We start from the raw sequence: 25,117 nt of genomic DNA, 5'->3' as shown, positions 1-25,117 counted from the left end.
GCGGCGGATGCTTGGCGGTATCGAGGCCGCCCCGGTGGCCGTTCAGCGGTGGTGGATGCCGTTGCGGGAGCTGAGCACCGAGCGCAGGACGAGCGCCGCCACCGTGACGGAGACGGCCGTGACGGCGACGGTGGCCAGGAGCGCGATGACGACCACACCGCCGACGATCACTGCCGTGACGGCTCCCGAGCTGACCGAGGGAAGTGCGCGTTGCGGCGGCGTGGCGAGGGGCGCGGAGTGCTGGCAGCCGCAGGCGGGGACGTGCACGTGCGGGGTCGTCGTCGGCAGGTTCGGGGTGTGGGTGTCGGGAAACTGTGGGCGCAGGAACATCGGTTGTCCTCCGGTCAGTTGTGGGTGCCGTTGACCGTCTCGACTCCTGTGCGGGTGCCGTTGTCGATGGCGGGGGCGAGGAAGGTGTCGGCGAGGTAGAAGCCGAAGAGGGCGATCACGACGACGAGCCAGACGCGGACGCCGAGGAACTTCACGGCGCCCCACACGAGCAGGCCGAGGACGACGACCAGGGGCAGGTTCACGGACACGAGCGCTCCTTCTGGGCGGATCAGCGGACGGGGCAGCGGTGGGTGCGGGCGGCCAGTTCGGCGGCGGCGCGGGAGTCGTAGTCGGCGGAGAAGCCGCAGCGCGGTGCGGTGCACGCGGCGGTGTGCTTCTCGCGGCCACGGCTGTCGTTGGCGGTGCCGACCCGTACGGGGCCGATGCGGGTCACGGAGCGGAAGCGGCGGTTGAGCGGCATGGCGGGTCCTCCGGTTCGGTCAGGTGAGCTGGGCGGCGATCTGGTCGGCGAGGGGTGCGGGGACGCCGAGGCGGGCGCGGAGCGTGGCGGTGTCGATGGGGGCGCCGGTGCGTTCCTGGTGAGCGGCGGCGAGCTTGCGTGCGTGCTCGACCAGGGCGGCCGGAACGGTCGCGGGCGGGGTCGGGAGTTGGGGCGCGGCTGGTACGGGTGAGTCCGCAGCGGTCTCAGCGGCGGGCGGTTGCTCGGCGGTCGGCTCGACGGACGGCCCGTGTGCGGTGTGGGCGAGGAGCGTTCCGCCGAGGAAGGCGAGGGCAGGCCATCCGGCGACGCTGATGCGGAGCCAGTCGGGCACGTCGTCCAGGTCGAGGAGTCCGGCGGTGGCGATGTTGGCGCCGAGGGAGGCGGTCAGGGCGACGAGGAACCAACACCAGCCCGCCGTCCGGTCGTGTCCGCAGCGCAGGCGGCGCCAGGCGGCGACCAGCAGCAGGTCTACGGAGAGCGGATAGGCCCAGGCTTTCCAACCGTTCTGTCCGGCGGCCGAGGCCAGGTCGTGCAGGTGGGCGAAGGACAGCGCGGCGGCGATGACCGCTTGGACCAGCACCGCGTCCACACGGCCGAGTTGGGCGCGCATCGGGGCACCTCCTTCCTGTTTTCGGCATGGGAGGGGTAGGGAGGTGGCGCGAGGGCGGTCGCGCCGGCCGGATCGGGGATCGGGGTCAGGCGGTGGCGGGCCGGAGCTTGGTCAGCGAGACCGGCCGCGGAACGGCGACGGCGGGCCGGAAGGGCTTGAGCGCGGGAACGTCCGGCACCAAATCGGCGGTGCGCTCGCAGCGCGCGGCGGCATCGGCCAGGGACAGGTACGGGGTACGGATGCGGGACCAGCCGCCGGAGGTATCGCCGACGAGGGCCAGTCCGGGGCGTTCGGGGGCGATGGTGCAGGCGGCGCCGACCGCTTCGGGGGCGATGTCGCCGAGCGCCATCTTGGCCGAGGGCTCATCGTTCACGCGGTGGCAGACGCGGCCGGAGAGCTGGGCGCGGAGCATGGTGGCGCCCTTGCCCAGCTCGGCCCCGAACCGCTGCCCGCACACCTCCAGATAGATCCCGGCGGCGCGGCCGAGCTGGGCGAGGCGGATGAGCTGGGTGACCATCTCGTCCCGCCGTTCCTCCTCCTTCCTGGTGGCGACGAGGAAGAGTTCCGCCACTTCGTCCACGAACAGCACGATCGGAACGGGTCGTTCGCTCTCGGGCAGGCCCCACACGTCCGAGGTGATCTCTTCGTCCGGGGTGGTGGGGGCGATGCCCTGTCGGATGCGGATGAGGTCGTAGCGGCCCTCCATCTCCCGTACGAGCGTGGGCAGCAGCTCGGCGGCCTGCTCCGCGTCGGTCGCCAGGGCGGAGAGCCGGGGCGCGAACGGCGCCAGCTCCACACCCCGCTTGCAGTCGATCCCGGCGAGGGCGACGGGCTGTTCGGCGAGTCCGGTGACCAGGTGCCGCAGGTACATGGACTTGCCCGACAGGGTGGCGCCGAGGACCAGTTCGTGCGGCACGGTGTGGAAGTCGCGGACGCACGCGGTCGCGTCCTCTCGAAGCGCCACCGGAACCCGCAGGAAGCCAGCACCGGACTTACGGGGCATGCGGACCCGGTGCAGCACGTCGAAGCCGACGAGCCGCAGTTCGACCACGCCGGGCTTGACCGGCTCGACGTAGACGGCGTGCACGCCCCAGGCGTGACGCAGGCGTTCGGCCGAGGCGGCCACGTCGGCGGGCTCCTGACCGGGAGCGAGCCGCAGCCGCATCCGCATGCCGGTCGAGGTGGGACGGAGCAGTCCGCGCCGGGGAGGCACGGGCCGCACCTCCCGCCGGGTGGTCGCCCGCACGGCCAGTGCCCGCAGGCGGGAGGGCTGAACGGCCAGGCCGCAGGAGTCCATGACCGAGCTGTAGGAGCCCAGCAGCCGCAGCGCCGAGACGGGCATCCCGCACGCCGACCACCACGCGGCGGGGTGCCGGGCCCGGAGGTAGGCGGCGCCGGTACCGAGTCCGGCCAGCGGACCGCCCACCTCCAGCAGCGTCAGCAGATCCGACACGTCAGGCCCCCGCACCCGGCAGGGCGCCCGGCGCGACAGCGGCGGCCCGGTAGGCGATGCCGTGCCGCTGCTGCCCGTTGAACACCGAGTCCCACGGCCGCGCGACCAGCCCCGGCAGCGAGACCGGAGCCCCAAGGTTCAACCCCTCAGTGACGCCGCTCTCCGGAACGGTGACGTGGATCAGTGCGGACTCTCCCTCGTCGATGTAGGCCACGCCGACCTTCATCAGCGCCTCACCGCTCACGGCGTCCTTGGAGATCTCCCCGGTCTGCCGGTCGCGGACCTTCGGTTCGGGAGCTTCGGTCAGGAGGATCGTGGCGGTCGAGGTCTCAACACGGATGGTGCGCAAGGTGTCTGCTCTCCTTCGTTTCCCGCATGGACGAGACAGCTACTCGTCTAGGCAAGTTGCATCGTGAAGCTCGGCGGGTGCCGAGGTGTGGATCACTGTGCCACACATCTTGCCCACTCGTCTATACGAGTATGCGTCTCCGTGTGTACGAGTCCGGAGAGACCGCACCGCTACGCGCTTACGCGGGTTTGCGAACGTCGGTCAGTTGGCGGGGAGTTGGTAGGCGAGGACGTAGGCGTCGGCGGCCATGACGGTGTCGCAGACTTCCACCGCACGGCCCTCCGTGTCGTAGGCGGTGCGGATGAGGCTGATGACTGGGACGCCGGCGGACAGCCGGAGCGTCTTCACCTCCGCCGGGGAGGGCATGCGGGCGCGGACTTCCTCGTCGAAGTGGTCCAGGCGGTGGCCGAGCTCTTCCAGCCGGGCGTAGATGCCACCGGGGCCCGGGTTCGGCTCGGCGATCTGCGTGCCGCGTGCCAGGTCGAGCGGGATGTAGGAGACGGCGGACTCGACGGGGCGGCCGTCCAGCAGGTAGCGACGGCGTCGGGCGAGGACCTTGCGGGCGGAGCCCAGGCGGGTGGAGATCTCCTGTGCGGGCCGCTCCTCCTTGACCTCAAGGCTGTCCACCTCGGGCTTGCTTCCCGCGGCTTCCGCCTCGACGGTGAAGGCCGACTTGCCCTGGTCGCGATGGCGCCGGGCGAACCGGTCCGAGGCCAGTCGCCGTACCGGGGGCCGGGGCCGCACGAAGACGCCCTTGCCGTGCTCGGAGGAGACGAGTCCTTCGCTCTGGAGCATGGACAGCGCGTTGCGGACGGTCATCCGGGAGACGCCGAAGTGCTCGACCAGCTCCGATTCGGACGGCAGCTTGGCGCCTTCCTTGAAGCGGCCCCTGTCGATGGCCTCCCGGATCTGGTCGGCGATCTGGCGGAAGACCGCGCGATCACTGGTGGGGTCGAGCGCCCCGAGAACGCCGGTGGGGAGTGTTGCCATATCGGGTACTCCTTCGGATATCTAGACGAGCTACTGAGTCTGGTTGCTACGGTGGGAAAGCCTAGCCATCAGAGGGGACCGAGGAACCGTGAGCAGTCAAGAGCGCCCCCACTCCGTGAGCGTCGCAGGCGTGATCGTCGACGACGCGGGCCGTGCGCTGCTCATCCAGCGGCGGGACAACGGCCGGTGGGAGCCGCCCGGCGGCATCCTGGAGCCGGACGAGACGCTTTTCGAAGCGCTCCAGCGCGAGGTTCTCGAAGAGACGGGCATGAAGATCGCTCTGCCCGCCACACTCACCGGTGTCTACAAGAACATGACCGGCCTGATCGTGGCACTGGTCTTCCGCTGCGAAGCGGTCGACGGAACCCCGACCACGGGCGAGGAGACCTACGCGCTGCGCTGGGCCACCCGCGAAGAGGTCACCGAACTCGCCGACGAGGCATACGCGATCCGCGTCCTGGACGCACTCGACGGGGCCACCCCGCCGGCCGTCCGGGCACACGACGGCGTGCGACTCGTCTAGAACACACCCACTACCCATAGCGGCCACCAGCTTGGAGGTACTTGTATACACGAGTATATGAGTGGACACCGGATCTGGGAACTCACCTGCCCAGGACTCCCCGAAGAGGTCGGCCGCGTCCGCCGCTGGACCAGGGACGTTCTCGGCGACAGCACGTGCGCGGATGATGCGGCACTGATCGTGAGCGAGCTGGGCTCGAACGCACTGCTGCACTCGGCGAGCGGGACGAGGAACGGGATCATGCACGTATCTCTGCGGCGGTCGGGCGGCATGGTCGTCCTGGCGGTGACGGACACCGGCGGGGGTCACACGAAGCCGCACGTGGTGACGGCGGTGGAGGGGGACACGCACGGCCGCGGGCTCGCTCTCGTCTCGGTGCTGGCCCGACGGGTCGAGGTGAGCGGGGACGACTTCGGGCGGACGGTGACCGTCGAGCTGGACGACGGGAGGCCAGGGCCGGAGTCGCTTCCAGGGGCGGGGCCGGCTGGATGCTCGGAGCTGGTGGCGCGGAGGTGGAGCCGGTGAACGCGCGCTCTTCTCTGCTGCGGCCGGGCTTCTCCTGCGAGTGCTACGTCAACGAACGACGACTCGGGACCTTCGACGCCTACAGCACACGGGAAGCTCTGCGGTGGGTGCGAGTGAGCCTGATGATGGTCGCGATGACCTTGGACGAGGAGCCGTATCAGCGGGCCCGCCGGTGGCTCGACCACGGCCAGGGGGAGGCAGCCGAGGCGCTGAAGCGGGGCCGGTCCCACACGCTCACGTTGAAGCAGCGGACTACGCGGGCGACTTGGACCGTGCGGCCCGTGCTCTATCTGCCGGTGCTCATGAGTCGGACGTCAGCGTGCGAGGCGGGTGCGTAACAACTTTCTCTACGAGTTCAAGGCGCCCCGCACAGCGGGGCGCGCGCCGCTTCCGGCGCTCTGCGCTCCATGTCTCCGCCACCGCGCGACGCGCCACGCGGCGCGCCAAGCGTGCGGGGAGACGAAGAGAGGACCGCACGGGGCTGGGTCCGGCCGGCTCCACGGCTTTAGGCAGCCACTTTGGGGCGAGCCTCTAAGATCGGGGGCCACGCTCGGGCGGTTCCGGGCAGGCGAGGTGCTGCCCGAGTCGCAGGCAGCTTAGTGGCCCCCGATCTCTCGCCCCAAAGCAGCTCCAGCCCAAACCCGCTCCGCCGACCTTGCACGGACAATCCACTGACGCAACGCAGCCAGCTCAGATAAACTGATCCACATACACCTGTAGACGATCAAGAGGGAGAATCCGATGACTGAAATTACACACGAGGAGGCGATAAACGCGCTTAAGCTGGTCCTCGACATAGATGCATGGACCGACACTCATCTAATCCTTGAAAACCCTCTTCGCGTCAATCCAGAAACAGAAATAAGCCGCCTGGAGCTTTCAGAGCTTAAAGCAGCAACTACCGAATTGAATCAGGCCGAACGCGAGAATGCAGCGCAGGTTAAGTGGCCCAGCCACTGCGAGTACTTGATAGTCCGCAACGGAGCATTGGGCCCCTCTGGCTTTATGCCGAGAGACCTAGAAAGCATCAATTCCTCCGACGAGACTGGCCTCACGTATTCAGTCGGAAACCCCTCTTTGTCATTCACGCTAAACCTTCTCCTGCGAGCACAGAATCCCCCTCCTGGTTATTCGCGCATGCCTATGTATATCCAGAATTCGCGTAGACGACTTAGGGATAGAAGGCCATTCGGGTACTACGATTTTCCAGACGACAGCCCTGACACCTCTCTAACACGACTAATGGGCGAGGTAATGCCCATGAGAACTCTGCGAATTGAATCAACGCGACCTCGATCAGAATTCAAGGACGCCGCAGAGGCATTCCTGTTCCAACTGGCTTTTAATTACGATGTTTCGTATCGCGTGGCAGCCAACATCGACCATCTTTTCGGCGTGGGTCGAGTAAGGAGGCGCGGCCGAATCTCGGACGGGGCGATGGATGCGCCGAGAATGACGTACAACTCGGACCTGGTTCACCACTATCAATTGGCCGTGTCAGCTGAGAGCCCCATGCTCCAGTATCTTTCCTACTATCACATTGCTGAACACTTCTTTGAGAAGGTGTTCAATGATGACTTTGTCGAGCAAGTGCGCAGAAAGATTGCCGATCCGGCCTTTTCCCTTAAGCGCTCTAAAGATGTTCAGGGTGTGATCCGACTCGTAACAGCAACGCAGCGCCGGGTGCGCGATGAAGGCGGAGTTGACGAGCAACGGGCACTGGCGCTAGTTCTGGAGAACTTCGTTGACACTGAGCGCCTCCTAGAAGATCTACGGGCACACAGTGCGGATTTGATCGCCTACTATAAAAGTGACTCGCCGTCGTTCAGTGATAATGTCCCGGTAGACTTGGAAGCCGATCGAGACGCCGAGATAAAGGCTGCACTGGCAAAGCGCATATACCAAACGCGAAACGCACTGGTTCACGCGAAAGATGGCGCTAGGCCAAAGTATTTTCCCTTCGTCGATGATATTGAGCTTTCCAAGGAGATACCTCTCCTTCGTTTTTGCGCAGAACAAATTATCATCGCGCACGGTAAAGTCATGTAATCGTTCACAGCATCGAGCCATAGTCGGCGATTGCGCCAGGTGTCAGTCCCAGCCCCCAGCAACCCTCCGACCGCCCTGCACCAAACGCGATGTGAGGGCAACCGACGTGCCAGATGTGTGCCAGCTGCGGCAGTCCACGACGGTCAACCACAGCGAAGAAGGCACTGAGAGGCTCAAGGCGGCTCGCTCCGCTCGCCGCGCGCGGCCCGGCTCCCCGGGCCGCCGCTCCTGTCTCCGCCCCGCTCCGGCCCGCTCCGGCCCGGTCCGCCGGCCCGCGCACACGAAAAGGCGGGCAAGCCTGCTTCCTTGAAAAAGATCACGGCCGGTCCGGTCGGCTCCACTGCTTTAGGCAGCCACTTTGGGGCGAGCCTCGGCGAGGTGCTGCCCGAGTCGCAAGCAGCTTAGTGGCCCCCGATCTCTCACCCCAAAGCAGCTCCAGCCCAAACCCGCTCCACCGACCTCAGATATGAGGTTCAATCCGAAGAGAACAGATTCATTTGGTTAGGCGATACGCCAGACCGCTTGACAATGTACTCATCTAGATGACCCATGGTGCGGACTACGATGGCATCGTAGAGCCAACTCAAGTTTCCCTCTTTTTCGAGACGCCCGCTGACCTGCAAAGCTAGATCTTCCTCGTGCGCCCGGACTGCCTCATGATAGTCTTCTTCATCCGCCAATCGGACTCGAACCTTGCGCGGCCCCTGTGACTGCAATGAGTCAATACCAAATACGCCCGGACTCCCTGCTTGCTTTTTGGCAAGCAAGTGAACACGCCCCACAATAGTGACATGCTGAGTGGATGTATCTTCGGCAAGCTTAATAGCCGCCCGCGAGAGAGGCTCCACGTCATCACCACGGAACTCGAAGTGCGATTCAACAGGGTGAGACAGTGGAGTATCTGCATCCCACTCAACCGTGAGATCGGCCTCTTCGGACTGCGAAGCAATTCCCAGAATGGCATTCGTCATTTCGTATGAAATGCCCCGTGCAACGCCATCTTCAAAACCGGATAGAGAACCGCTGCTCTTATAGTGCTGAAGGGCCTCTACCGTGGCGCTAACGGCACGCACCACAGCCTCATTAACCTCCCGAACATGCGCTGTTCCCACTTCAGCAATCGGGGTAGACGCTTCGCTTCCGCCCGTCTTGAGAGCCACTGGAGCGTAAGGTGGAGCATAAGCCGTGACGATGTAGCTGCCTGGGGCAGTCTGCCCCATCAAGACTTCATCCAAGTAGCGACCGGCGAACCTGCCATACTTGTTGACGAAATGCCTTCCCGGCCCCATGAAATATTTGGCGCCAGCAAGCAGCGTCCTCCTGGCTGATTCAATTAGCTTTTCACCGTTACGCCATTGAATCAGACCACTAGGAGCCGAAGACTCTTTCCGGAAACGAAACTCGTCTGATGCTGCGACTGCCAGTCTCGGATAGATAGAACGAGACCAGAGTTCCCGGTTTCGAGAAATCTGCACCAACGCAGACCGCATAACGTCCGAAAATTCTGGGGCTGAATCATCCAAAGGGATAATAAGGCTCGCCGACGAGGCCGAAGTAGACTCACCTGGAGGTGCGAGGCGCACATAAAGACCGCGCCGGCCGCCAAGTTGCTGCCAACCAGCATCCTCGAGGATGGAAGTCAACCGAGCAGGATCAACCTTGGATGGGAGCGTAACGCCTGCGTTCTCAGTCATTCAGCGATTCACCCCTATCAAGCTTGTCCATAAGGTTGATTAGAGAGTTCCCATCAAGAATGTTCTTCGTGGGTATCCGGACCGTTGGCTTCTGGACCGTCGATTCGGCCTTGACTCCCTCTAGATGTGCCCAGTAGCAGCACCGCTTAGTCACGAGTCCGCCATGGTCAGCCTCCGTCCAGTCGAGCTGACGTGGAGACACCGTCATAACGACGAGGACCGCCTTGGGGCACAAGCGGTACTTGACCATATGGTCAAAGTACTGACGCTTGGTGAACTGATACCCGAAAGAATCTTTTGAATGATCTGGGGTGATCTGCGTAGTGCACTTGAGCTGCACGAAAAGCATGGTCTCTTGATCGTGCACACTCAGCGCCGGGCGGATTATCTGAGCGTCGACCCCCCAGACATCCCGGTCTACGAACTCGACAGTGCAGCCTGCGGTAGCAGCCACACTCTTGAGATACCCCTGCTGCAGCTGCTCCATCATGTCGGTGTATGTCGACGGATCAACCGCCTCGATGTGCCGTCGGCGAGGCTCTCTGTCGCCCCCACCATCGATCAAGCCCACCACAGGCGGCACCCCCCAACTCCCTACGCCAGCGTAGATCACCAAGGCGCGGTCAGGGTAGGTGCTAACGGAACCTTTGGCCCAAGCACACTTGTCGAACATTAGTACCCACCTCTGACGGTGAGGAAGAGCGGTGCACTGGGTATCGTTGGGAGTCAGCCTGTGAATCACTACGTGCTGGGCGGGGCCGCGGTCCGCCGGTCCACGCACGCGGGAGGTAGGCGGAGCCTGGTCACGATAGTCAGCTCATGTCCAGGTCCGGTCGATTCCACGGCTTTGGGCAGCCCTTTGGGGCGAGCCTCCAAGATTAGCGGCTGCCCTCGGGCGGTTCCGAGCAGGCCTGGCGCTGCCCGAGTCGCAGACAGCTCAGTGGCCCCAACCTCTCACCCAAAACAGATCCGGCGACCTACAGCCGAGCGTTCGTGGCCATATCAGCAGCCCGTTTCAACTCGGCAGCCGCAGCACGCAACATGGAGATGCGATCCTCCAGCCCCACCAGATCGTCCGCTGCGTCCGAAAGTCGCGGAGCGGTGTCCCGGAGGTGCGAGAGTTCCGAGCTGGCTTGTTCCAACCACGGGGCAGTGTCTTGAAGATGTGCGAGGTCCCTACTCGCCTGATAAATCATCCAGGCAGTGTCCTCGGACACCGCCTGTCCCCCGCGACCACGCTGTTTCTCCAGGTCGGACTTCAGCACCTTCATCAGCGACGACAGTTGCGGCATCTGCTTCGCGACGGCGTCAAGAACCGGCTGGATCTGCTCGATGTAGCTCTCCTGCGCCTCATGAATCATCGCCGTCAGCTTCGCCTCGGTTACTCCACTGAGCCCTGCCAGAGCTTCCTGTCCGTCAGCCTCCCGCTTACGCTTCCATGCCTCCAGGACCGTCACGGTGTACCGCTCACCGCCAGCGCCATCAATGCGCTTGTGGTGCACGTTGCAAAGGAGCAGCAGGTTGGCGAAGCTGTTGCGCTGCTCCACGGTCCACGCCGAGTCGTACCGCTTCCCGTCCGGCTTGAGGGCCCGGATATGCGCGATGTCCAGATTCACCACTGGCTGCCCATCGATCATGCGGATAGTCGGCGCCCCGCACCTTGGTACGTAGCACCCTCCGCGGGCAAGAGTCATCAACGCGGCCACGGTTGCGTTGGTGTAGTTCCGACGTACCCGTTCGACCATGGTGAACCTCCCTGGTGACGCCACTACTTCGTAGCGTAGAGCGCACCACTGACAACGTGCCGCGCGCGCGAGTGACCTGGGAGAACACACCCCCAACTGCGTAGCAGGAAACCAGCCGCATTCCTCGTCGCCGCGCCGTCCCAAGTCCTCGATCAAATGCGCGCTGACATCCACGGCTGACATCAACGGCGCCGGACAGCAGCAGACTTGAGCACCCGTGTACGGCACCGTGGATCCGGCCAGCCTCATAGGCCACAGCAGCCCGATCGAACTCCTAAAGCGAGTGTCGGTGGGCCCAGGTGTCCCGCCGCTGGACGTCTGTTCTTCCATGCAGCTCGGCTGAGCCCGGTGGCCGGCGCGCGGGGCATACGCGCGCCTGGTCGTTCTGCAATCCCGCCTTCGTGGCGGACTTTCTCCGGCTGAGGTCAGTGCGGGGGCCGTTGCGGTACAGCAGCGAAGTACAGCAACCCCCGCGACCACAGACCCCCTGCACCAGCCGCCGACGCCCAGCCACAGGCCCCAGCCGCCCCCCAACAACCACCCCGCCCGTAGTTCGCAACGAGAGGGTCAGGGGTTCAAATCCCCTCAGGTCCACAGACGTCAGAGCTCCCGCCGGGGATGTCCGGTGGGGGCTTTTTCGTGTGGTGGGGCGGCAGGGGAGCTGGGGGCATGGTGCCCGGGGCGGCTGGGTTCTCCTGGGCAGGTCCGACTGAATAACCGGTGGGTCAGGTCGGGGCGCTCGCGGCACGATGCCGGTGTGGATGTGAGCGATGACGTGCCGGGACGGGGCCGAAGCCGCTGGGGGGTGTTCGGTCGGCCGGATTTCCGCCTGTTGTGGACGGGCGAGACGGTGAGCGGGCTGGGCAACAGCATCAGTGTGGTGGCCTTGCCGCTGATCGCGGTCGTGGTGTTGGACGCCGACTCCACCGCCGTCGGCCTGCTCGCCGCTGCGGCGTGGCTGCCCTGGTTGCTGGTGGGCCTGCCGGTGGGTGCGTGGGTGGACCGGATGCGGAAACGGCCACTGATGATCGCGTGCGATCTGGTGTCCGTTACGGCGCTGGTGAGTGTTCCGCTGGCGGCGTGGCTCGGAGTGCTCACTCTCCAGCACCTGGTCGTCAGTGCGCTGGTCTGCGGTACCGCAGCAGTGTGCTTCAACACGGCCTACCACTCGTACATCCGCATCGTGCTCGACGGCCGCGACCTGCTGGAGGGCAACGCCAAGTTGCAGGGGAGCGAGGCCGCCACCCAGGTGGCCGGGCCGGGGGTGGCGGGGCTGCTCGCCCAGGCGTTCGGGGCGGTCACCGCGCTGCTGGCCGACGCGGTGACCTTTCTGGTCTCCGCCGTCTGTCTGCGGCGGATCAGGGTGGCCGAGCCGGACCGGGGGCTCCATGAGGAACGTCCGCCTCTTCGACGGCAGATCGTCGAGGGGCTCCGCTTCGTGGGCCGGGACCGTTACCTGCGGCCGATGGTCACCTGGGGCGCCGTGATCAACATGGCACTGATGGGGTATCAGGCGGTTCAGGTCGTCTTCCTGGTGCGCACCGTCGGACTGAACCCGGCCACCGTCGGGCTGCTGCTCACCAGCGGCAGCACAGGCGGCATCGTGGGCGCGCTGGTGGCCGCCAGGGTCAGCCGGCGGTTCGGCACCGGACGCGGCCTGCTGCTCCTGCAGATGGCCACCGCGCCGTTCGCGCTGCTCCTGCCGATGACCACCGCCGGGGCCGGGCTGCTGCTGTTCGTGGCGGGGGCCTTCCTGGTGGGGGTCGGTGTCTCCGTGGCCAACGTCGTGGTCGGCAGCTTCCGGCAGATCTACTGTCCACCGCACATGCTCGGCCGGGTCGTGGCGACGGCCATGATGATCAACCACAGCACCATCCCCCTCGGATCCCTGCTCGGCGGCGTGCTCGGCGACGCTGTCGGGTACCGGCCGGCCATGTGGATCATGACGGGCGTCGTCGCACCCTCCTGGCTCGTGCTCGCCATGAGCCCGATGCGCCACGAGCGCGACCTTCCGCAAACCCACGACCCGGAGCGGGCGCATACCCACGGGTGACGGGGAGGAGAGGCGCCGACCGGCCGGTCAGCATGCGCGGGCGGTGTGCACGGTGGTGGCGGTGAGGTAGAAGGCGTCGGGGCGCCGGAGGATGCCGGCGGGGGAGTCCTCGGCCAGGAGCCGGGTGAGGGTGGCGCGGTCCTGTGCGTCGAGGTGGGGCGAGAGCTGGTCGTCCAGGCGGGACAGCAGGCTGTGCAGAAGGTCCCGGGCTTCCGGTGCCAGCGGGGCGGGACGGTCGGTGAGGAAGGTCCGGGTGCCGGTGGGGACGAGACCGGCGCGGGAGAGCATCGCGGACCAGTCCTCGACCACCGCCGTGCTGCCGGGCAGATCGGCCCGCATCTGCGCGTACGCCTCCTCCACCGCAGCGTCCAGCCTCGCTTGCAGGCCCGGGCGTCCCATGCCGATGTCCCGGGGCAGGAAGCGCAGGGGCAGGCCGCGTTCCGCGACAGCCAGCAGGCCGCCGGGGCGCAGGTGGGCGGCGAGGGCGTCCAGCGCGGCCTGCTGGTCGCCGAGGTGGTGGACGGCGTGGCCGGTCCATATCAACTCGGCGGAGCCGAGGGCCGCCAGGTCGTGCGGAAGCTGTGCCCGCAGGGTCCGCAGGCGGTCCGTGAGGCCCTGTGCGGCCGCGCGCCTGCGGGCCCGCTCCAGGAGCCCGGCGGCCTGGTCGACGGCGACGACCTCGGCCCGCGGGAAGCGGCGGGCCAGCAGGCAGCTCATGACGCCGGGTCCGCTGCCGACGTCGAGGACGCGGCTGACCGCCGTCGTGCCGGCGGTGTCGGTGTCCAGCAGCTCCTCCAGCCAGGCCGCGGCCGTCTCCGTCGTGGGGGCGTGCAGTTCGGCTTCGCGCTCCAATGCGGTGCCGAGCGCCTCCCAGTCGGGTTCGGCCGTGCGACGGTCTTCCACAGTGTCCTCCTTGCGTGGTGGGTGCTCGGGTCCTGGGACGCTCGGTCTCGGGCGCCGGATGAGCAGGTGAGCGGTGCCTGGGCGTTCGGGCGCGTGGGCGCTCGGGAGCTCCGCTGTGCCGGGCGGCATGCGCGATCACCGGGTACGTACGGCAGGGCGTCCGTCTCCGGCTGCGCGACGGGCCGCCTCGGGCGGCGCGGGGGCATCGCCCAAGGCGTGCCGCTCATGCGTGCGCCTCCGGTCCACAGACTGCTGTGGGCCGGAGGCGCGTGGCACCTCTCGTTGCCGTTACGGCAAAACGGGTGGGCGGGTCAGCCTGCCGAGCGGTGCCGGTTGGTGCCCTTGGAGGGGCGGGCGTGCCGGGAGGGTGCGCTCGGCACCGGCGGCAGGTCGAGCTGTCGGACGAGCTGGTGGAAGCAGAGCAGCGCGGTGATGGGCGGCAGCCCGGCCACCGCGATGCCCGCGGGGGTGGCGGGCGCGTCGGCGACGCACAGCAGGGAGGCGATGGCGGCGAAGAAGAGGACGACCAGCCAGGAGTGCACGGTGCGGCGGCGGTAGGCGCGGGTACGCAGGATCGAGAGGGTGGCCGCGACCCACGGGGCGTAGATCAGCAGGGGCCAGGCCTGGGCGACGCTCGGGGGCGCCGATTCCTGGGCGAGGCTGTAGAGCGACGGGTAGGACGCCTTGGCGCCGAGGAAGCTGACCAGGAGCACGATCACCGCGGTGAGCGTGATGGAGAAGGCGCTCAGTACGCGCCGCCAGGTCAGGTCGGACCGGTGGTGCTGTTTCACCCGGTCGATGGCGCCTTCCTTGCGGTGTCGCGCGCGGGTGAGCGCGGCCTGCGAGTCGATGATGGCCTGCTGCTCGACCGTGTCGAGGAAGCGGGCGAGCTCCGTCTCCAGGTCGGGGTGTGCGGCCTGCTCCGGATGCTCGTCGTGCTCGGGGGGCGACGAGGACAGGCGGGTGAGGCCGAGGGTCCCGGTGTCGGTGAGGTCCGCAGACCGCGAGTGCGAGGAGTACTCCTCCTTGCGCAGGTGCGCGGCGAGACTGTCCGCAAGCGTGGATCTGCCGTGTGGATACGCCGCGTGCACGTCCGACTGGAACGGCGGCTTCCGCGGACCGGGCAGGCCGGCGTCCGGGTCACGGGGCGCGTAGTACGCGTACGTGTGCGACGTCTCGGACAAGACGGAACTCTCTTCTGTGAGGGCAGGTTCGGACGGCGGCCACCGGGGCGGTTCGAACCGCACGCGATGTGGCAGGAGGCGGCCCGGGCGCGTGGCCCCGTGTCGTCCGCGACGGCCAGCCAAGTGGCTGGATGCGACCGTCTCGGTCACAACTCGTCAACGACTACTCCAGCCAGCGGAAACCCCTGTGCGCAGTGTTCAGACTTATGGACATGCGGTTGTCAGGTCGCCTTTCATCCGTGCGGGCGTAGGCGTCGGGCACTAGAGTGACGGCCATGTACTTTCACCAGATCTACGGCTGACACGCGCCGGGGTGGCGCCCCGTCTCGCGCCGGGTTCCGGACGCGCCACGCGCGCTCCAGCCCCTGACCGTGTCCGTGCCGCGACAGAGCACCGTTTTCGCAGCGGCTGAGCGCCCGCCCGACAGGGCCGGGGCGCCGCCGGGTGCTGCAGCGGCAGAACCGTAGAACTGGAACGAGTGATCCTTCATGTCCCGTAACCCGCATACCCTTCGCACGCCCCGTGCGGGCGACCGTCGCGGACACATCGCGATGATCGGCATCCCCGCCGTGAGCCACGTGCTGCCCAGCCTGGAGGTCGTCCGCGCGTTGGTGGCCCGCGGACACCGGGTGACGTATGCGAACGATCCCGCCGTCGCCGACCTCGTCACCTCCACCGGCGCCGAACTGGTGCCCTGCCCCTCCACGCTCCCCGTGGCGGAGAACACCTGGCCAAACGACCCGATCGCCGCCATGGAGCTCTTCCTGGACGACTCGATCGCCGCGCTGCCGCGGCTGCGCGCCGCCTACGACCAGGACCGGCCCGATGTCTACCTGTGCGACATCGGCGCCATGGCGGCCCGGGCGCTGGCCGAGGGCCAGGGCAGGCCTGTGGTGCAGCTCTCGCCCACGTTCGTCGCCTGGGACAACTACCAGGACGACGTCGGGGAGCAGCTCCGCGCGCTGCCGGGGGCCGACGCCTACTTCGCCAAGTACGCCTCCTGGCTGGCCCGTTCCGGCGCCACCACGACGGACGTCGCCACCTACATGAGCCTCCCCGCGCGGGCGCTCGCGATGATCCCGCGCGTCATGCAGCCGCATGCCGACCAGGTGGACCCCGACCGCGTGGCGTTCGTCGGCCCCTGCCTGGGCGGTCCGGGCGCCCGGGGCACCTGGGAGCGTCCCGCGCAGGCCGAGCGGGTGCTGTTGGTCTCACTGGGCTCCGCGTACACCAGGCAGGCGGAGTTCTACCGCTCCTGTGTGGCGGCGTTCGGCGGGCTGCCCGGCTGGCACGTCGTTCTGCAGATCGGCAAGTACACCGACCCGGCGGAGCTGGGCGCGGTTCCGGACAATGTGGAAGTGCACCCGTGGGTGCCGCAGTTGGCCATCCTGGAGGAGGCCGACGCGTTCGTCACGCACGCGGGGATGGGTGGCAGCTCCGAGGGGCTGCTCACCGCGACACCGATGATCGCCGTGCCCCAGGGCGCGGAACAGTTCGACAACGCCGACCGGTTGCAGGACCTCGGTGTCGCCCGTCGTATCGAGACCGCTCAGGCCACTCCCGAGCTGCTGCGGGAGACGCTGAGAGCTCTTACCGAGGACCCGCAGGTGGCCCGGCGCAGCGCGGAGCTGAGCACCCGGACACGCGCCGAGGGCGGCACCCGGCGGGCCGTGGAGCTCATCGAGGAGTACGCGGGCCTCGCCGGCTGAGGTCCGGCTCACGGTTCCCATTCCCCCAGGGCGTCTGTCTCGTCCCGGCCACGGGGGGCGCCGAGGGCGGCACGCAAGGGGGCCAGCAGGGCGCGGGCTGCGGGGCTCGCGGGGCCGTCGGCGCGCCAGGTGAGACCGATGCGGGCACGGGGCTCGGGGGTCAGGGGCAGCGTGCGCAGCCCCAGGGTGGCGGCGGTCTCGTCGGTCATGGCCGGTACGACAGCCACGCCCAGCCCCCGGGCCGCCAGTTGTGCGAGCAGGGGCGGCGCCGCGGCCTCGAAGGCGACACGGGGCCGGAACCCCGCCTGCGCGCAGACGCGCTCCAGCACTCCGCGCAGCCCGGTGCCGCGCGGGAGGCTGATCAGGGCGCGGTCCCGCAGCGCCGTCCAGTGCAGCGGTTGCGGCTCCGTCAGCAGCGGGTCGCCCGGTGCGACGGCGACGACCACCGGTTCGTCCACCACGATGTCCGCGTCGGTGCCCGGCGGAGGGTGACCGTCGGGCAGTCCGGCGACGGCGATGTCGAGTTCCCCGCGGTGCAGGGCGCGCACCATGTGTTCCGAGGTGTCCTCGGTGAGCGCGATCTCCACATGCGGGTGCTGTTCGTGGAAGTCGGCCAGTACGGAGGCGATGTCGAACCGTCCCCGGGCGTCCGTCGCGCCCGAGACGAGCCCCACCGCGACGTGGCCGCGCAGCAGCCCGGTGAACGCGTCCGCGGCGTGCCGCACGTTCTCGGCGGCTTCCAACGCCGCTCTGGCGTACGGCAGCACGGCTTCGCCGACCTGGGTGAGCGTAACGGACCGGGTGCCGCGGCGTGCCGTCCGCTGCCGGTACGGCGACGCGGGGGAGCCGGTCGCGCTGCCGGCCCCCTGTGACCCGCCCTGACCGCCGGGTCCGCCGGTTGCGTCCGGACCGCCGAGTCCGCTGTCCCCGGGGAGTCCGGCTCCGTCGAGCCCGCAGGGACCGTCGTACGCACCCTGCTCGCCCCGTACGCCCTGCACGTCCCGTGAGCTCTCTCCGCCCGGCTCGCCCCTGTGGCCGGTGGCGGCGGAGCGGTCCAGCAGGGGATGGCCGAGTTCCCGTTCGAGCTGGCGGATGCGGGCGCTGACGCCGGGCTGGGCCAGGTGGAGTCGGGCCGCGGCCCTCGTGAAGCTGCCCTCCTCGGCCACGGCGACGAAGAACTGGAGCTGGCGAAGGTCCATGCCGACCACGGTAGCGCCGTCATAACCGACGCTTCTGAAGTGGAGAAGAATCCTCTCTTGGACTTATGCACCTGCTGCCGCCCACTCTGGGAGGACCCCGACGAACGAGCGGGAGGCGGGGACATCGTGCAGGGCGAGCACCTCATCAGGGACGGGATCGCGGCCGAACGTACCGAGCTGGCAGCCATGCTGGACGGCCTGCCCGAGGGCGACTGGGACGCGCCCTCGCTGTGTGCGGGATGGCGGGTCCGGGAAGTCGCCGCCCACATGTCGTCCGGGTTCCGTACCTCGCGCTCCCGGATGCTGCGGGAACTGGTCCGGGCACGTGGCCGCCTGCACGGCATGACCGACAACTGCGCCCGTCGGGACGCCGCCGCCATGAGCACGGGCGAGATCGCAGCGGCGCTGCGGGACAACGCCCGCCACCCCTGGAAGCCGCCGGTGGGAGGGCTGGTGGCGGCGCTGGGACACGACGTGGTGCACGGTCTGGACATCACCGTGGCGCTGGGCCACGAGCGCCGCGTCCCCGAGGAACGGGTGCGGGTGCTGCTGGAGAGCGTCACCCCGAGGAACGCGAAGTTCTTCGGTGCCGACCTCACCGGCGTCTCGCTCCGCGCGGAGGACCTGTCGTGGTCGTACGGCAGTGGGGCGCCGGTGTACGGGGCGGGGCAGGACCTGCTGCTGGTCGCCTTCGGACGCCGGGTGCCGCCCGGTCTGCTGCGGGGTGAGGCGGCCGAACGCTTCGCCGCGCAGATCCCCCGGCACCCGGGGGGCGGGTCCGGCCGTCCGGCGGGCGGGGAGGGAGAGGCCCGGCGGTAGCCTGGGAGGCCCCGAACAGCCCGAGAGAGCGCCTGCCATGCCCCCACCGTCCGCCACTTGCCACGGTTCCGTACCGGACGACCCCGCCGGGCGTGGACCGTGGGACACGCTGACGTCCCGGGTGGTGCGCTGCCCCGTCTGTCAGGAAGCTGTCGACGTGGTGGGGCGGTCGCTGCGCTGTCCCCGGCGGCACACCTTCGACACGGCACGACAGGGGTACGTCAGTCTGCTGTCCGGTGCCAGGCGCACGGTGAACGCCGACAGCGCGGCCATGGTGGGAGCCCGCAGCGCGTTCCTGGCAGGGGGCCACTACGCGCCCCTCACGGACGCTCTCGCGCGCCTCGCGGCTGCACTGCGGCTGCCCGAAGGGGCGACGGTTGTGGACGCCGGGGCGGGCACCGGGTACTACCTGGCCGCCGTTCTGGACGCCCTGCCGGGCTGTGTGGGGCTGGCGTTGGACACCTCCTCCTACGCGCTGCGCCGTGCCGCGCGCGCCCACCCGCGGGCGGGCGCGGCGAGCTGGGACGTGTGGCGGCCGTTTCCGGTGCGGGACGGCGCGGTCGACGTGGTCCTCGACGTCTTCGCCCCGCGCAACGGTGCCGAGTTCCACCGGATCCTGCGTCCGGGAGGTGCGCTGCTGGTCGTCACCCCGACCCGGCGGCATCTGCACGAACTGCGCGACCGGCTGGGACTGCTGGAGGTCGACCCGGACAAGGAGGAGCGGCTGGAGCGCTCCTTGTCCGCGCACTTCGAGCGGGAGAGGGCGGAGGCACTGGAGTACACCGTCGTCCTGTCCGGACAGGACGTGGAAAACCTCGCCTCCATGGGGCCCGCCGCACGCCATGTCGAGCCCGGCGAACTGCGGGCACGCGTGCGCGCGCTGGGGGAGCCGGCCCGAGTGACGGCCTCGTTCGAGCTTGCCGTCTACCGGGCGAAACCCGCCCGGAGCGAGGGAACCGGCATCAGCAACGGCCCCACCGGGACCCCGGAAAGCCCCGAGAGCTCAGGGGGCGCCGGGCGCGGTCGCTGAGGCCGGCGTCCGGCCGTCACACCGAGCGGGCGTGCCGTGTGCGCCCCTGGCCCTGCGGCACTCCGGCCAGCAAGGGGCGCACCCGCTACCCCTGGGCGGACCGGGTGGCGTGCCCGGGGGCCAGGCAGCCGCCGCAGTTGTAGTAGGTCACGTCCCAGTGGTTGCCCTCGTGGTAGTACACGTTGCCCGAGCCGGACTTCCACTTCGAGCCACCGATGGAGGTGAAGGTGCCCTTGATGTAGCTGTCCAGACAGCTGGAGAGCGACATGTCGAGCTTGTAACCGTTCCAGTGGCTGTACGTGCCGGAGGCGTGGCCGGTCTCCGTACCGCCGGTGAGGCGGACCGCGCAGCCGGAGGCCTTCTTCAGCGTGACGGCGCCGTCCGCTGTCTCGGAGCGCAGGCTGTCGAACGAGGTGCAGGTCGGTGTGTTGCGGTCCGAGCAGCCGCCGCTGGAGGTCCAGGTGACGCCCGCCGCGCTGAACTTGGCGGTGGCCTGGGAGTGGGTGAGCTTGGCGGTGAGCCGGGGGCTCTCGACGGCTCCCGGCGCGGCGGAGGCGGGGGCGGCCGTGGGGGGTGCCCCCGGGGCGGCTGCCTGGGCGCTCCCGGTGAAGGTCACGGCGGCGGCAGCGGCGGTGGCGGTGCCGAGGAGCGCGGTGAGAAGACGGCGCGGACGAGTCATGGGACTGCCTTCCTGGACGGAGAGAAGGAGCCGGGCGGTGGTACGCGGCGTCAACCTAGCGACCTGACGGGAACATGTAAAGAAGGGGTAAAAGTGGTGGAACCTTTGGCAGACCAGCAGGTCCGGGGCCCCGGCGGGCACCGCTGTGCGCACCGCGTCCGTCCCCGGCGTTCCTCCGGGCCCACCGGTCTCCCCGGCCCGCACCGGCGTCCGTCCCCGGCCTCAGCGGATCAGCTTGAGACCCACCACCCCGACCACGATCAACAGCAGGCACAGCAGCCGCGCGACCGTCGCCGCGTCCCCCAGGACCGCCATCCCGTACAGGGCGGTGCCGACGGCGCCGATCCCCACCCACACCGCGTACGCCGTGCCGAGCGGGATCTGTGACACGGCGTACGACAGTCCGGCCATGCTCGCGGCCAGCGCGACGAGGAAGAGGAGCGAGGGCCACAGCCGGCTGAAGTTCTTCGACGCCTCCAGGGCGGTCGCCCAGAGGGTCTCCAGGCAGCCCGACACGATCAGAACGCCCCATGCCAGACCCACGTGCTGCTCCTTCCGCGCTACCGGCGCCACCAGTGCGCCTCCCGGCCGCTGGCGCGCACGCTCTCGCCCTCCCCGTGCGGTCCCGTCTCGTGCCCGGCGACGGGCCCCGTGGGGGCGTCCGAGGGGTTCGGCGGCTCCGGGGGATGCGACAAAGTGTCCTCCAGGTCCCTGCGTACACGGGTGGCCAGGTAGCGGCGTACCCCCGGACCGAGGGCCGCATCGGTCGGATCGGTGGAGCGCTCGTCGATGTCGGCCACCACGACGGTGCTGCCCGGAGGGATCTCCGCGGTCAGTTCCTCCATGCCCTCGTTCGTCTCGACCACCCGGCGCGCGTCGTGGCCCCCGCCGATCAGTCCGCCCGCGCTGAAGCCCAGCAGGGCCCCCGCCGGGCCGCCCACCAGTCCGACCAGCGCGCCGACCAGACCGCCGACGGCGAATCCGGTCGCCCCGCCCGTGTTGTCGACCTCGGCGACGACCTCCGCACCCCCGCCCGCGTCACGCCCGATCACCCGCGCCTCGCGCAGCGCGACGGTGCCGGCACGGTGCGCCCCCTCCAGCGCGTCGAGCGCCTGGAGTGCGGCACGGGTACCGCGCCCGGTGAAATCCGCGAACACGATGTATTCCGTCATACGCCCACCATCGGCGCTCCGGGAGCGGACGGCATCCGCAGGGCGCCGTCGCGGCAGCGGGCCGGCTGGCGTCCCGGGGCCGGGCGTACGAGGGTGGCCGTCATGAGCGTCGCGTTCCTCTTCCCCGGCCCGGGCTCCCTGCGCCCCGGCACGCTGCACCGGTTGCCCGACACCGCGGCTTCGGCCGTCGCCCTCGCCGAGGCCGAGTGCAGTCACCCGGGAGGGGTCGCGCAGCTCGACACCGCGGAGGCGCTGACCCGGTCAGAGGTGGCGCGGCACGTCTGTCTGCTGATCGCGGGGGTGGCGGGCGCCCGTGCGCTGGCGGAGGACGAGGAGGTGCGGCCCGCGGTGGTCGCCGGGCACGGGCCGGGGGGCTTCGCCGCCGCCGTGGTCGCCGGGCTGCTCACGCTGCCGGAGGCGCTGCGTGCCGTCCGGGTCCGGGCCGAGCTGCTGGAGCGGGCCGCAGAGCCCCCGCACGACCTCGCTGTCCGCATGGCGCAGCACCTGGCCACCGTGCGCCGTCGCGCGCACACGGTGGCCTACGTGTCCTGCACCGGCGGGGAGTGTCTGCGAGACGACGTCAACGCCGTCTTCGACGACCTGGCCGGATCGATCGCCCGGCCCGTGCGCAGGGCGGAGACGACAGCCGCCCTGCGCCGGTCCGGCGCCGACCGCTGGGTGGAGCTGCCGCCGGGCCGGGCCCTCACCGCCGCCCTGGAGGGGGAGGGTGCGCACCCGGGAGTGCGGGTGGCGGCGATGGAGGACCTGGGCATCGCGCAGGTGGCTGACTTCGCGCGGGGGACGGCAGCGGCCGGGGAGTCGGTGGGTGCCGGGCCGGTCACCTGACGTGCGAGTACTCGGCACCGGGCGGGCTTCCCTGGCTGCCTCGGCTCGGCACCGGGACCGGGCTGCCCCGGCGCGCTGACCGGCCCGTCGCCCGAGGCGTCGGCCCGGTTCGTCACCGTCGTCGCAGAGGAACCCCGTTCACGGGTTCAGCGGCTTCACGAAGCACCGGCTCTCCTCGTGGAACCGGTAGTGCCCGAACTTCTCCCGTGCCGGCTCGTAACCGGACGAGGTGTACAGGGCCATGGCCTCGGGCTGGTGGACGCCGGTCTCCAGCACCATCCGGGCCCGGCCCGCCTCGCGGGCGTCCTCCTCCAGCAGGGCGAGCACGCGCCGCGCCAGACCGCGCCCGCGCGCCTCGGGGACGACGTACATGCGCTTGAGCTCCGCGTCACCGTCCGCGTAGTTCTCGCCACCGGCGTCCATCGCCCGCCAGCTGCCGGTGGCGACCGGCCGCTGCTCGTCGTCGTAGACCAGCAGGTACAGGCCGCGCGGCGGGCGGAACATCGCGGGGTCCAGCGGGGTGGCGTCGCCTTCCGGGTCGCCGTAGCGCCGGGTGTACTCCGCCAGCACGAGATCATTGAGCTTCCGGGCGTCCGGGTGGTCGAAGGCGACGGGCACGATCTGCATGCGAGCATCGTATGCGGACATCGCGGACGGCCTCCGGGCCGGGAAGGGTCCCCCGTGCAGGGTGCGGGCCCGTCCGCAGACCTACGGGGAGCAGTTTTGCGCAAGGTGAGCACCGTCAACGTCAACGGGCTGCGGGCGGCGGCCAAGAAGGGCTACGCGGAGTGGCTGGCGGCCACGGAGGCGGACGTCGTCTGCCTCCAGGAGGTCCGCGCGGAGCCCGAGCAGTTGCCCGAGGAGGTCCGGTCCCCGCAGGGCTGGCACGCCTTCTGGGCGCCCGCGTCCGCCAAGGGCCGGGCAGGTGTGGCGTTGCTCACCCGGCGCGAGCCCGACGCCGTGCGGATCGGTTTCGGCGTCGAGGAGTTCGCCTCGTCCGGCCGCTATGTGGAGGCGGATCTGCCCGGTGTGACCGTCGCCAGCCTGTATCTGCCCTCCGGGGAGGTCGGCACCCCGCGGCAGGACGAGAAGGAGCGCTTCATGAAGGCGTTCCTGCCCTACCTGTGCGACCTGCGGGAGCGTGCGGCCGCCTCCGGACGCGAGGTGCTGGTCTGCGGCGACTGGAACATCGCCCACCAGGAGGCCGACCTGAAGAACTGGCGCGGCAACAAGAAGAACTCCGGGTTCCTGCCCGAGGAGCGGGCCTGGCTCTCCCGGGTCCTCGACCCCGCGGACGGTGGCTACACGGACGTCGTCCGCTCGCTGCATCCGCAGGTGGCGGGGCCGTACTCGTGGTGGTCGTACCGGGGGCGGGCCTTCGACAACGACACGGGCTGGCGCATCGACTACCACGTCTCGACGGCCGGGCTCGCCGCCCGCGCGCTGAAGGCGACCGTCGAGCGGGCGGCCACCCACGCGCAGCGGTGGAGCGACCACGCCCCGGTGACGGTCGACTTCGCCCCCTGAGACCGCCGGGGCCCGGTCCTGGGACCGCCACGCGTCCGGCCCCGGGACCGCCGGGGTCCGGCCGCTTCTCGTGGGGTGAGGGCGCCGTGTTCGCCCGGGCGGCCATGCCGCCCGGCTGCGGTTGCGGGCGCTTCTGGGCAGGCGGCCCGCCTGCTCACCCCCTGACGGACTCGTCCGCGCCCTCTCCTGCTGCTGCGTCCGGTTCCTTCCCTGGGGCGGTGCCGGTGCGGCTGGTGAGCCACTCCTGCAACTCGGCCTTCACGCGGCGGTCGAGGGCGAGGCCGAGTTCTGCTTCGACGATCTGTTTGGCGACGGGGGCGACGCGGCTGAGGAGCTCGTCGAGGGCGGCCGGGTCGGTGCGCTCCTGACGGGGGAGGAGGTGGGTGCGGAAGAGGCGCGCCAGCAGGGCGGCGATGTCCTCGGTGCGCTCGCGCAGTGCGCGGCCGGCCTCCAGGACGTCGGCCAGCGGGATGCCTTTGGCGACCAGTTCAGCGGAGCCTTCCAGCAGGCGGCGGCTGGTGTGCACGAACTCGTCGCCGTCGATGGCGACGTAGCCGATGTCCAGGGAGGCGGCGAGGTTGTCGACGGTGACCTGTCCCTGGAAGTAGTCCGCCAGTTCCTCCGGGGTGAGGCGGACGGGGGTCTCCTCGGAGAACGGGGTGGTCAGGGCCGAGTCGAGGCCCATGACCTCGGCGGCCGAGCGGGCGTCGCGGCCCTGCTCGAAGGCGTCGAGGAGGTCGGCGATGCCGCCGAGGGTGTGGCCGCGGGCCAGCAGCGCGGTGATGCTGCGCAGCCGGGCCAGGTGGTGTGCGTCGTACCAGGCGATGCGGCCCTCGCGGCGCGGCGGCGGGAGGAGTTTGCGTTCGCGGTAGAAGCGGAGGGTGCGGGTGGTGATACCCGCCGCCTCGGCCAGCTCCTGGGCGCGGAACTCCCGCTTGTGCGGGGCGGGTTCCGCGTCGATGCCCGCTGCCCGGCGGTCCGGCCCGCCCGGTTCGTCCGTCGTGTGTTGCTCGTTCGCGCTCGCCACGCTCCCCAGCCTAGGCGGCGGCTGCCGGGCGCCGGGCCGGTGCGACCGTCGGTAACTTTCCTCGCGCCGACCCCTACCCATGAGTATGCGGCTGCTCTACTCTCGAACCGTGCCAGTGATTACTGGCACGGTCGTGAGGTGGTCTCCGGGCGGGCTCCGGGGACTTCGGACGGATCCCGGCAGCGCGCAGGGCCGACCCGTTCCTTCCGGAACACCCACGGCACAGCGCACGGATGCGACAGACCTCGGGAGGCGGCGG

Annotated in this window: 28 protein-coding genes; 10 read left to right on the top strand and 18 right to left on the bottom strand. The window is 69.4% G+C overall.

Annotation, left to right across the window (positions count from 1 at the left end):
* Nucleotides 1-42: 42 nt before the first annotated feature.
* The 7 genes from H297_RS0128625 to H297_RS0128595 all read right to left on the bottom strand — a co-directional run bounded on the left by H297_RS0128625 (nucleotide 43) and on the right by H297_RS0128595 (nucleotide 4,174).
* Nucleotides 43-330: a hypothetical protein gene (locus H297_RS0128625; RefSeq protein WP_027739850.1), complete on the bottom strand. Its 288-nt coding sequence runs from the start codon at nucleotides 328-330 to the stop codon at nucleotides 43-45.
* Nucleotides 331-344: 14 nt separating this feature from the next.
* Nucleotides 345-539, bottom strand: coding sequence for a hypothetical protein (locus H297_RS0128620; RefSeq protein ID WP_027739849.1), 195 nt, complete (start codon nucleotides 537-539; stop codon nucleotides 345-347).
* A gap of 20 nt (nucleotides 540-559) precedes the next feature.
* On the bottom strand, nucleotides 560-751 hold the full coding sequence (locus H297_RS0128615) for a mobile element transfer protein (RefSeq protein ID WP_027739848.1): 192 nt from the start codon (nucleotides 749-751) through the stop codon (nucleotides 560-562).
* A 19-nt stretch (nucleotides 752-770) separates the two neighbouring features.
* Nucleotides 771-1,382, bottom strand: coding sequence for a DUF2637 domain-containing protein (locus H297_RS0128610; RefSeq protein ID WP_027739847.1), 612 nt, complete (start codon nucleotides 1,380-1,382; stop codon nucleotides 771-773).
* Between the two features lie 85 nt (nucleotides 1,383-1,467).
* Nucleotides 1,468-2,835, bottom strand: a complete 1,368-nt coding sequence (locus H297_RS0128605) for an FtsK/SpoIIIE domain-containing protein (protein ID WP_027739846.1) — start codon at nucleotides 2,833-2,835, stop codon at nucleotides 1,468-1,470.
* A 1-nt stretch (nucleotide 2,836) separates the two neighbouring features.
* Nucleotides 2,837-3,184: an SCO3933 family regulatory protein gene (locus H297_RS0128600; RefSeq protein ID WP_027739845.1), complete on the bottom strand. Its 348-nt coding sequence runs from the start codon at nucleotides 3,182-3,184 to the stop codon at nucleotides 2,837-2,839.
* 201 nt (nucleotides 3,185-3,385) lie between these two features.
* Nucleotides 3,386-4,174 (bottom strand): GntR family transcriptional regulator, encoded by a 789-nt coding sequence (locus H297_RS0128595; RefSeq protein ID WP_027739844.1) that lies wholly within the window; start codon nucleotides 4,172-4,174, stop codon nucleotides 3,386-3,388.
* Between the two features lie 115 nt (nucleotides 4,175-4,289).
* Here H297_RS0128595 and H297_RS0128590 point away from each other — a divergent pair, with 115 nt between their 5' ends.
* The 4 genes from H297_RS0128590 (at nucleotide 4,290) to H297_RS43430 (ending at nucleotide 7,271) form a co-directional block, all read left to right on the top strand.
* A complete protein-coding gene (locus H297_RS0128590) occupies nucleotides 4,290-4,697 on the top strand; it encodes an NUDIX domain-containing protein (RefSeq protein WP_027739843.1) in 408 nt (135 codons plus the stop codon).
* Between the two features lie 45 nt (nucleotides 4,698-4,742).
* Nucleotides 4,743-5,222: an ATP-binding protein gene (locus H297_RS38930; protein ID WP_051352254.1), complete on the top strand. Its 480-nt coding sequence runs from the start codon at nucleotides 4,743-4,745 to the stop codon at nucleotides 5,220-5,222.
* Nucleotides 5,219-5,560, top strand: coding sequence for a hypothetical protein (locus H297_RS38925; RefSeq protein WP_051352276.1), 342 nt, complete (start codon nucleotides 5,219-5,221; stop codon nucleotides 5,558-5,560). Before H297_RS38930 ends, H297_RS38925 begins: the two co-directional genes overlap by 4 nt.
* Before the next feature lie 403 nt (nucleotides 5,561-5,963).
* Complete coding sequence (locus H297_RS43430) at nucleotides 5,964-7,271, top strand: hypothetical protein (RefSeq protein ID WP_158693762.1); 1,308 nt, start codon at nucleotides 5,964-5,966, stop codon at nucleotides 7,269-7,271.
* A 473-nt stretch (nucleotides 7,272-7,744) separates the two neighbouring features.
* Here H297_RS43430 and H297_RS43425 read toward each other — a convergent pair whose 3' ends face one another.
* The 3 genes from H297_RS43425 to H297_RS40545 form a co-directional block, all read right to left on the bottom strand.
* Nucleotides 7,745-8,965, bottom strand: a complete 1,221-nt coding sequence (locus H297_RS43425; protein WP_158693761.1) for a hypothetical protein — start codon at nucleotides 8,963-8,965, stop codon at nucleotides 7,745-7,747.
* Nucleotides 8,958-9,578: a DUF4365 domain-containing protein gene (locus tag H297_RS38920; protein ID WP_486589719.1), complete on the bottom strand. Its 621-nt coding sequence runs from the start codon at nucleotides 9,576-9,578 to the stop codon at nucleotides 8,958-8,960. Before H297_RS38920 ends, H297_RS43425 begins: the two co-directional genes overlap by 8 nt.
* Nucleotides 9,579-9,942: 364 nt before the next feature.
* Complete coding sequence (locus tag H297_RS40545) at nucleotides 9,943-10,602, bottom strand: hypothetical protein (protein WP_486589708.1); 660 nt, start codon at nucleotides 10,600-10,602, stop codon at nucleotides 9,943-9,945.
* A gap of 871 nt (nucleotides 10,603-11,473) precedes the next feature.
* Here H297_RS40545 and H297_RS0128565 point away from each other — a divergent pair.
* Nucleotides 11,474-12,763: an MFS transporter gene (locus H297_RS0128565; RefSeq protein WP_486589718.1), complete on the top strand. Its 1,290-nt coding sequence runs from the start codon at nucleotides 11,474-11,476 to the stop codon at nucleotides 12,761-12,763.
* Nucleotides 12,764-12,790: 27 nt separating this feature from the next.
* On the opposite strand, the gene H297_RS0128560 is transcribed toward H297_RS0128565, so the two are convergent.
* A complete protein-coding gene (locus H297_RS0128560; RefSeq protein ID WP_027739840.1) occupies nucleotides 12,791-13,666 on the bottom strand; it encodes a methyltransferase domain-containing protein in 876 nt (291 codons plus the stop codon).
* 311 nt (nucleotides 13,667-13,977) lie between these two features.
* Nucleotides 13,978-14,850, bottom strand: coding sequence for a DUF2637 domain-containing protein (locus H297_RS0128555; RefSeq protein ID WP_027739839.1), 873 nt, complete (start codon nucleotides 14,848-14,850; stop codon nucleotides 13,978-13,980).
* Between the two features lie 488 nt (nucleotides 14,851-15,338).
* Between H297_RS0128555 and H297_RS0128550 the strand changes: the two genes are divergently transcribed.
* Nucleotides 15,339-16,559 (top strand): macrolide family glycosyltransferase, encoded by a 1,221-nt coding sequence (locus H297_RS0128550; protein ID WP_037795649.1) that lies wholly within the window; start codon nucleotides 15,339-15,341, stop codon nucleotides 16,557-16,559.
* An 8-nt stretch (nucleotides 16,560-16,567) separates the two neighbouring features.
* Here the strand turns inward: H297_RS0128550 and H297_RS44650 are convergent, their stop codons facing one another.
* Nucleotides 16,568-17,758, bottom strand: a complete 1,191-nt coding sequence (locus tag H297_RS44650; RefSeq protein WP_027739837.1) for a LysR substrate-binding domain-containing protein — start codon at nucleotides 17,756-17,758, stop codon at nucleotides 16,568-16,570.
* Nucleotides 17,759-17,881: 123 nt separating this feature from the next.
* On the opposite strand from H297_RS44650, the gene H297_RS38905 reads away from it, so the two are divergent.
* Nucleotides 17,882-18,577, top strand: coding sequence for a maleylpyruvate isomerase family mycothiol-dependent enzyme (locus tag H297_RS38905; RefSeq protein WP_486589717.1), 696 nt, complete (start codon nucleotides 17,882-17,884; stop codon nucleotides 18,575-18,577).
* Between the two features lie 37 nt (nucleotides 18,578-18,614).
* The gene (locus H297_RS38900; RefSeq protein WP_486589707.1) at nucleotides 18,615-19,607 is read left to right on the top strand and encodes a putative RNA methyltransferase; all 993 of its coding nucleotides are present in this window, start codon (nucleotides 18,615-18,617) and stop codon (nucleotides 19,605-19,607) included.
* 85 nt (nucleotides 19,608-19,692) lie between these two features.
* Here H297_RS38900 and H297_RS38895 read toward each other — a convergent pair whose 3' ends face one another.
* From H297_RS38895 to H297_RS0128520, 3 genes are all read right to left on the bottom strand, one after another.
* Complete coding sequence (locus tag H297_RS38895; RefSeq protein ID WP_027739836.1) at nucleotides 19,693-20,286, bottom strand: hypothetical protein; 594 nt, start codon at nucleotides 20,284-20,286, stop codon at nucleotides 19,693-19,695.
* A 222-nt stretch (nucleotides 20,287-20,508) separates the two neighbouring features.
* Nucleotides 20,509-20,829 carry a DMT family transporter gene (locus H297_RS0128525; RefSeq protein ID WP_486589706.1) on the bottom strand — a complete coding sequence of 107 codons (321 nt, stop codon included), beginning with the start codon at nucleotides 20,827-20,829 and terminating at the stop codon, nucleotides 20,509-20,511.
* 17 nt (nucleotides 20,830-20,846) lie between these two features.
* Entirely contained in the window at nucleotides 20,847-21,458 is a 612-nt protein-coding gene (locus tag H297_RS0128520; protein ID WP_027739834.1) for a DUF1269 domain-containing protein, read from the bottom strand.
* 102 nt (nucleotides 21,459-21,560) lie between these two features.
* Here H297_RS0128520 and H297_RS0128515 point away from each other — a divergent pair, with 102 nt between their 5' ends.
* Nucleotides 21,561-22,304 carry a hypothetical protein gene (locus H297_RS0128515; RefSeq protein ID WP_027739833.1) on the top strand — a complete coding sequence of 248 codons (744 nt, stop codon included), beginning with the start codon at nucleotides 21,561-21,563 and terminating at the stop codon, nucleotides 22,302-22,304.
* A 138-nt stretch (nucleotides 22,305-22,442) separates the two neighbouring features.
* Here H297_RS0128515 and H297_RS0128510 read toward each other — a convergent pair whose 3' ends face one another.
* Nucleotides 22,443-22,931 carry a GNAT family N-acetyltransferase gene (locus tag H297_RS0128510; protein ID WP_027739832.1) on the bottom strand — a complete coding sequence of 163 codons (489 nt, stop codon included), beginning with the start codon at nucleotides 22,929-22,931 and terminating at the stop codon, nucleotides 22,443-22,445.
* Between the two features lie 96 nt (nucleotides 22,932-23,027).
* Between H297_RS0128510 and H297_RS0128505 the strand changes: the two genes are divergently transcribed.
* The gene (locus H297_RS0128505; RefSeq protein WP_027739831.1) at nucleotides 23,028-23,831 is read left to right on the top strand and encodes an exodeoxyribonuclease III; all 804 of its coding nucleotides are present in this window, start codon (nucleotides 23,028-23,030) and stop codon (nucleotides 23,829-23,831) included.
* A 154-nt stretch (nucleotides 23,832-23,985) separates the two neighbouring features.
* Here the strand turns inward: H297_RS0128505 and H297_RS38890 are convergent, their stop codons facing one another.
* Nucleotides 23,986-24,858, bottom strand: coding sequence for a MerR family transcriptional regulator (locus H297_RS38890; RefSeq protein ID WP_486589705.1), 873 nt, complete (start codon nucleotides 24,856-24,858; stop codon nucleotides 23,986-23,988).
* Nucleotides 24,859-25,117: the final 259 nt, after the last annotated feature.

It is taken from the genome of Streptomyces sp. CNT360, from assembly GCF_000424785.1.
The sequence above is the reverse complement of the archived record's forward strand: the minus strand, read 5'-3'. Positions and strand labels throughout refer to the sequence as shown.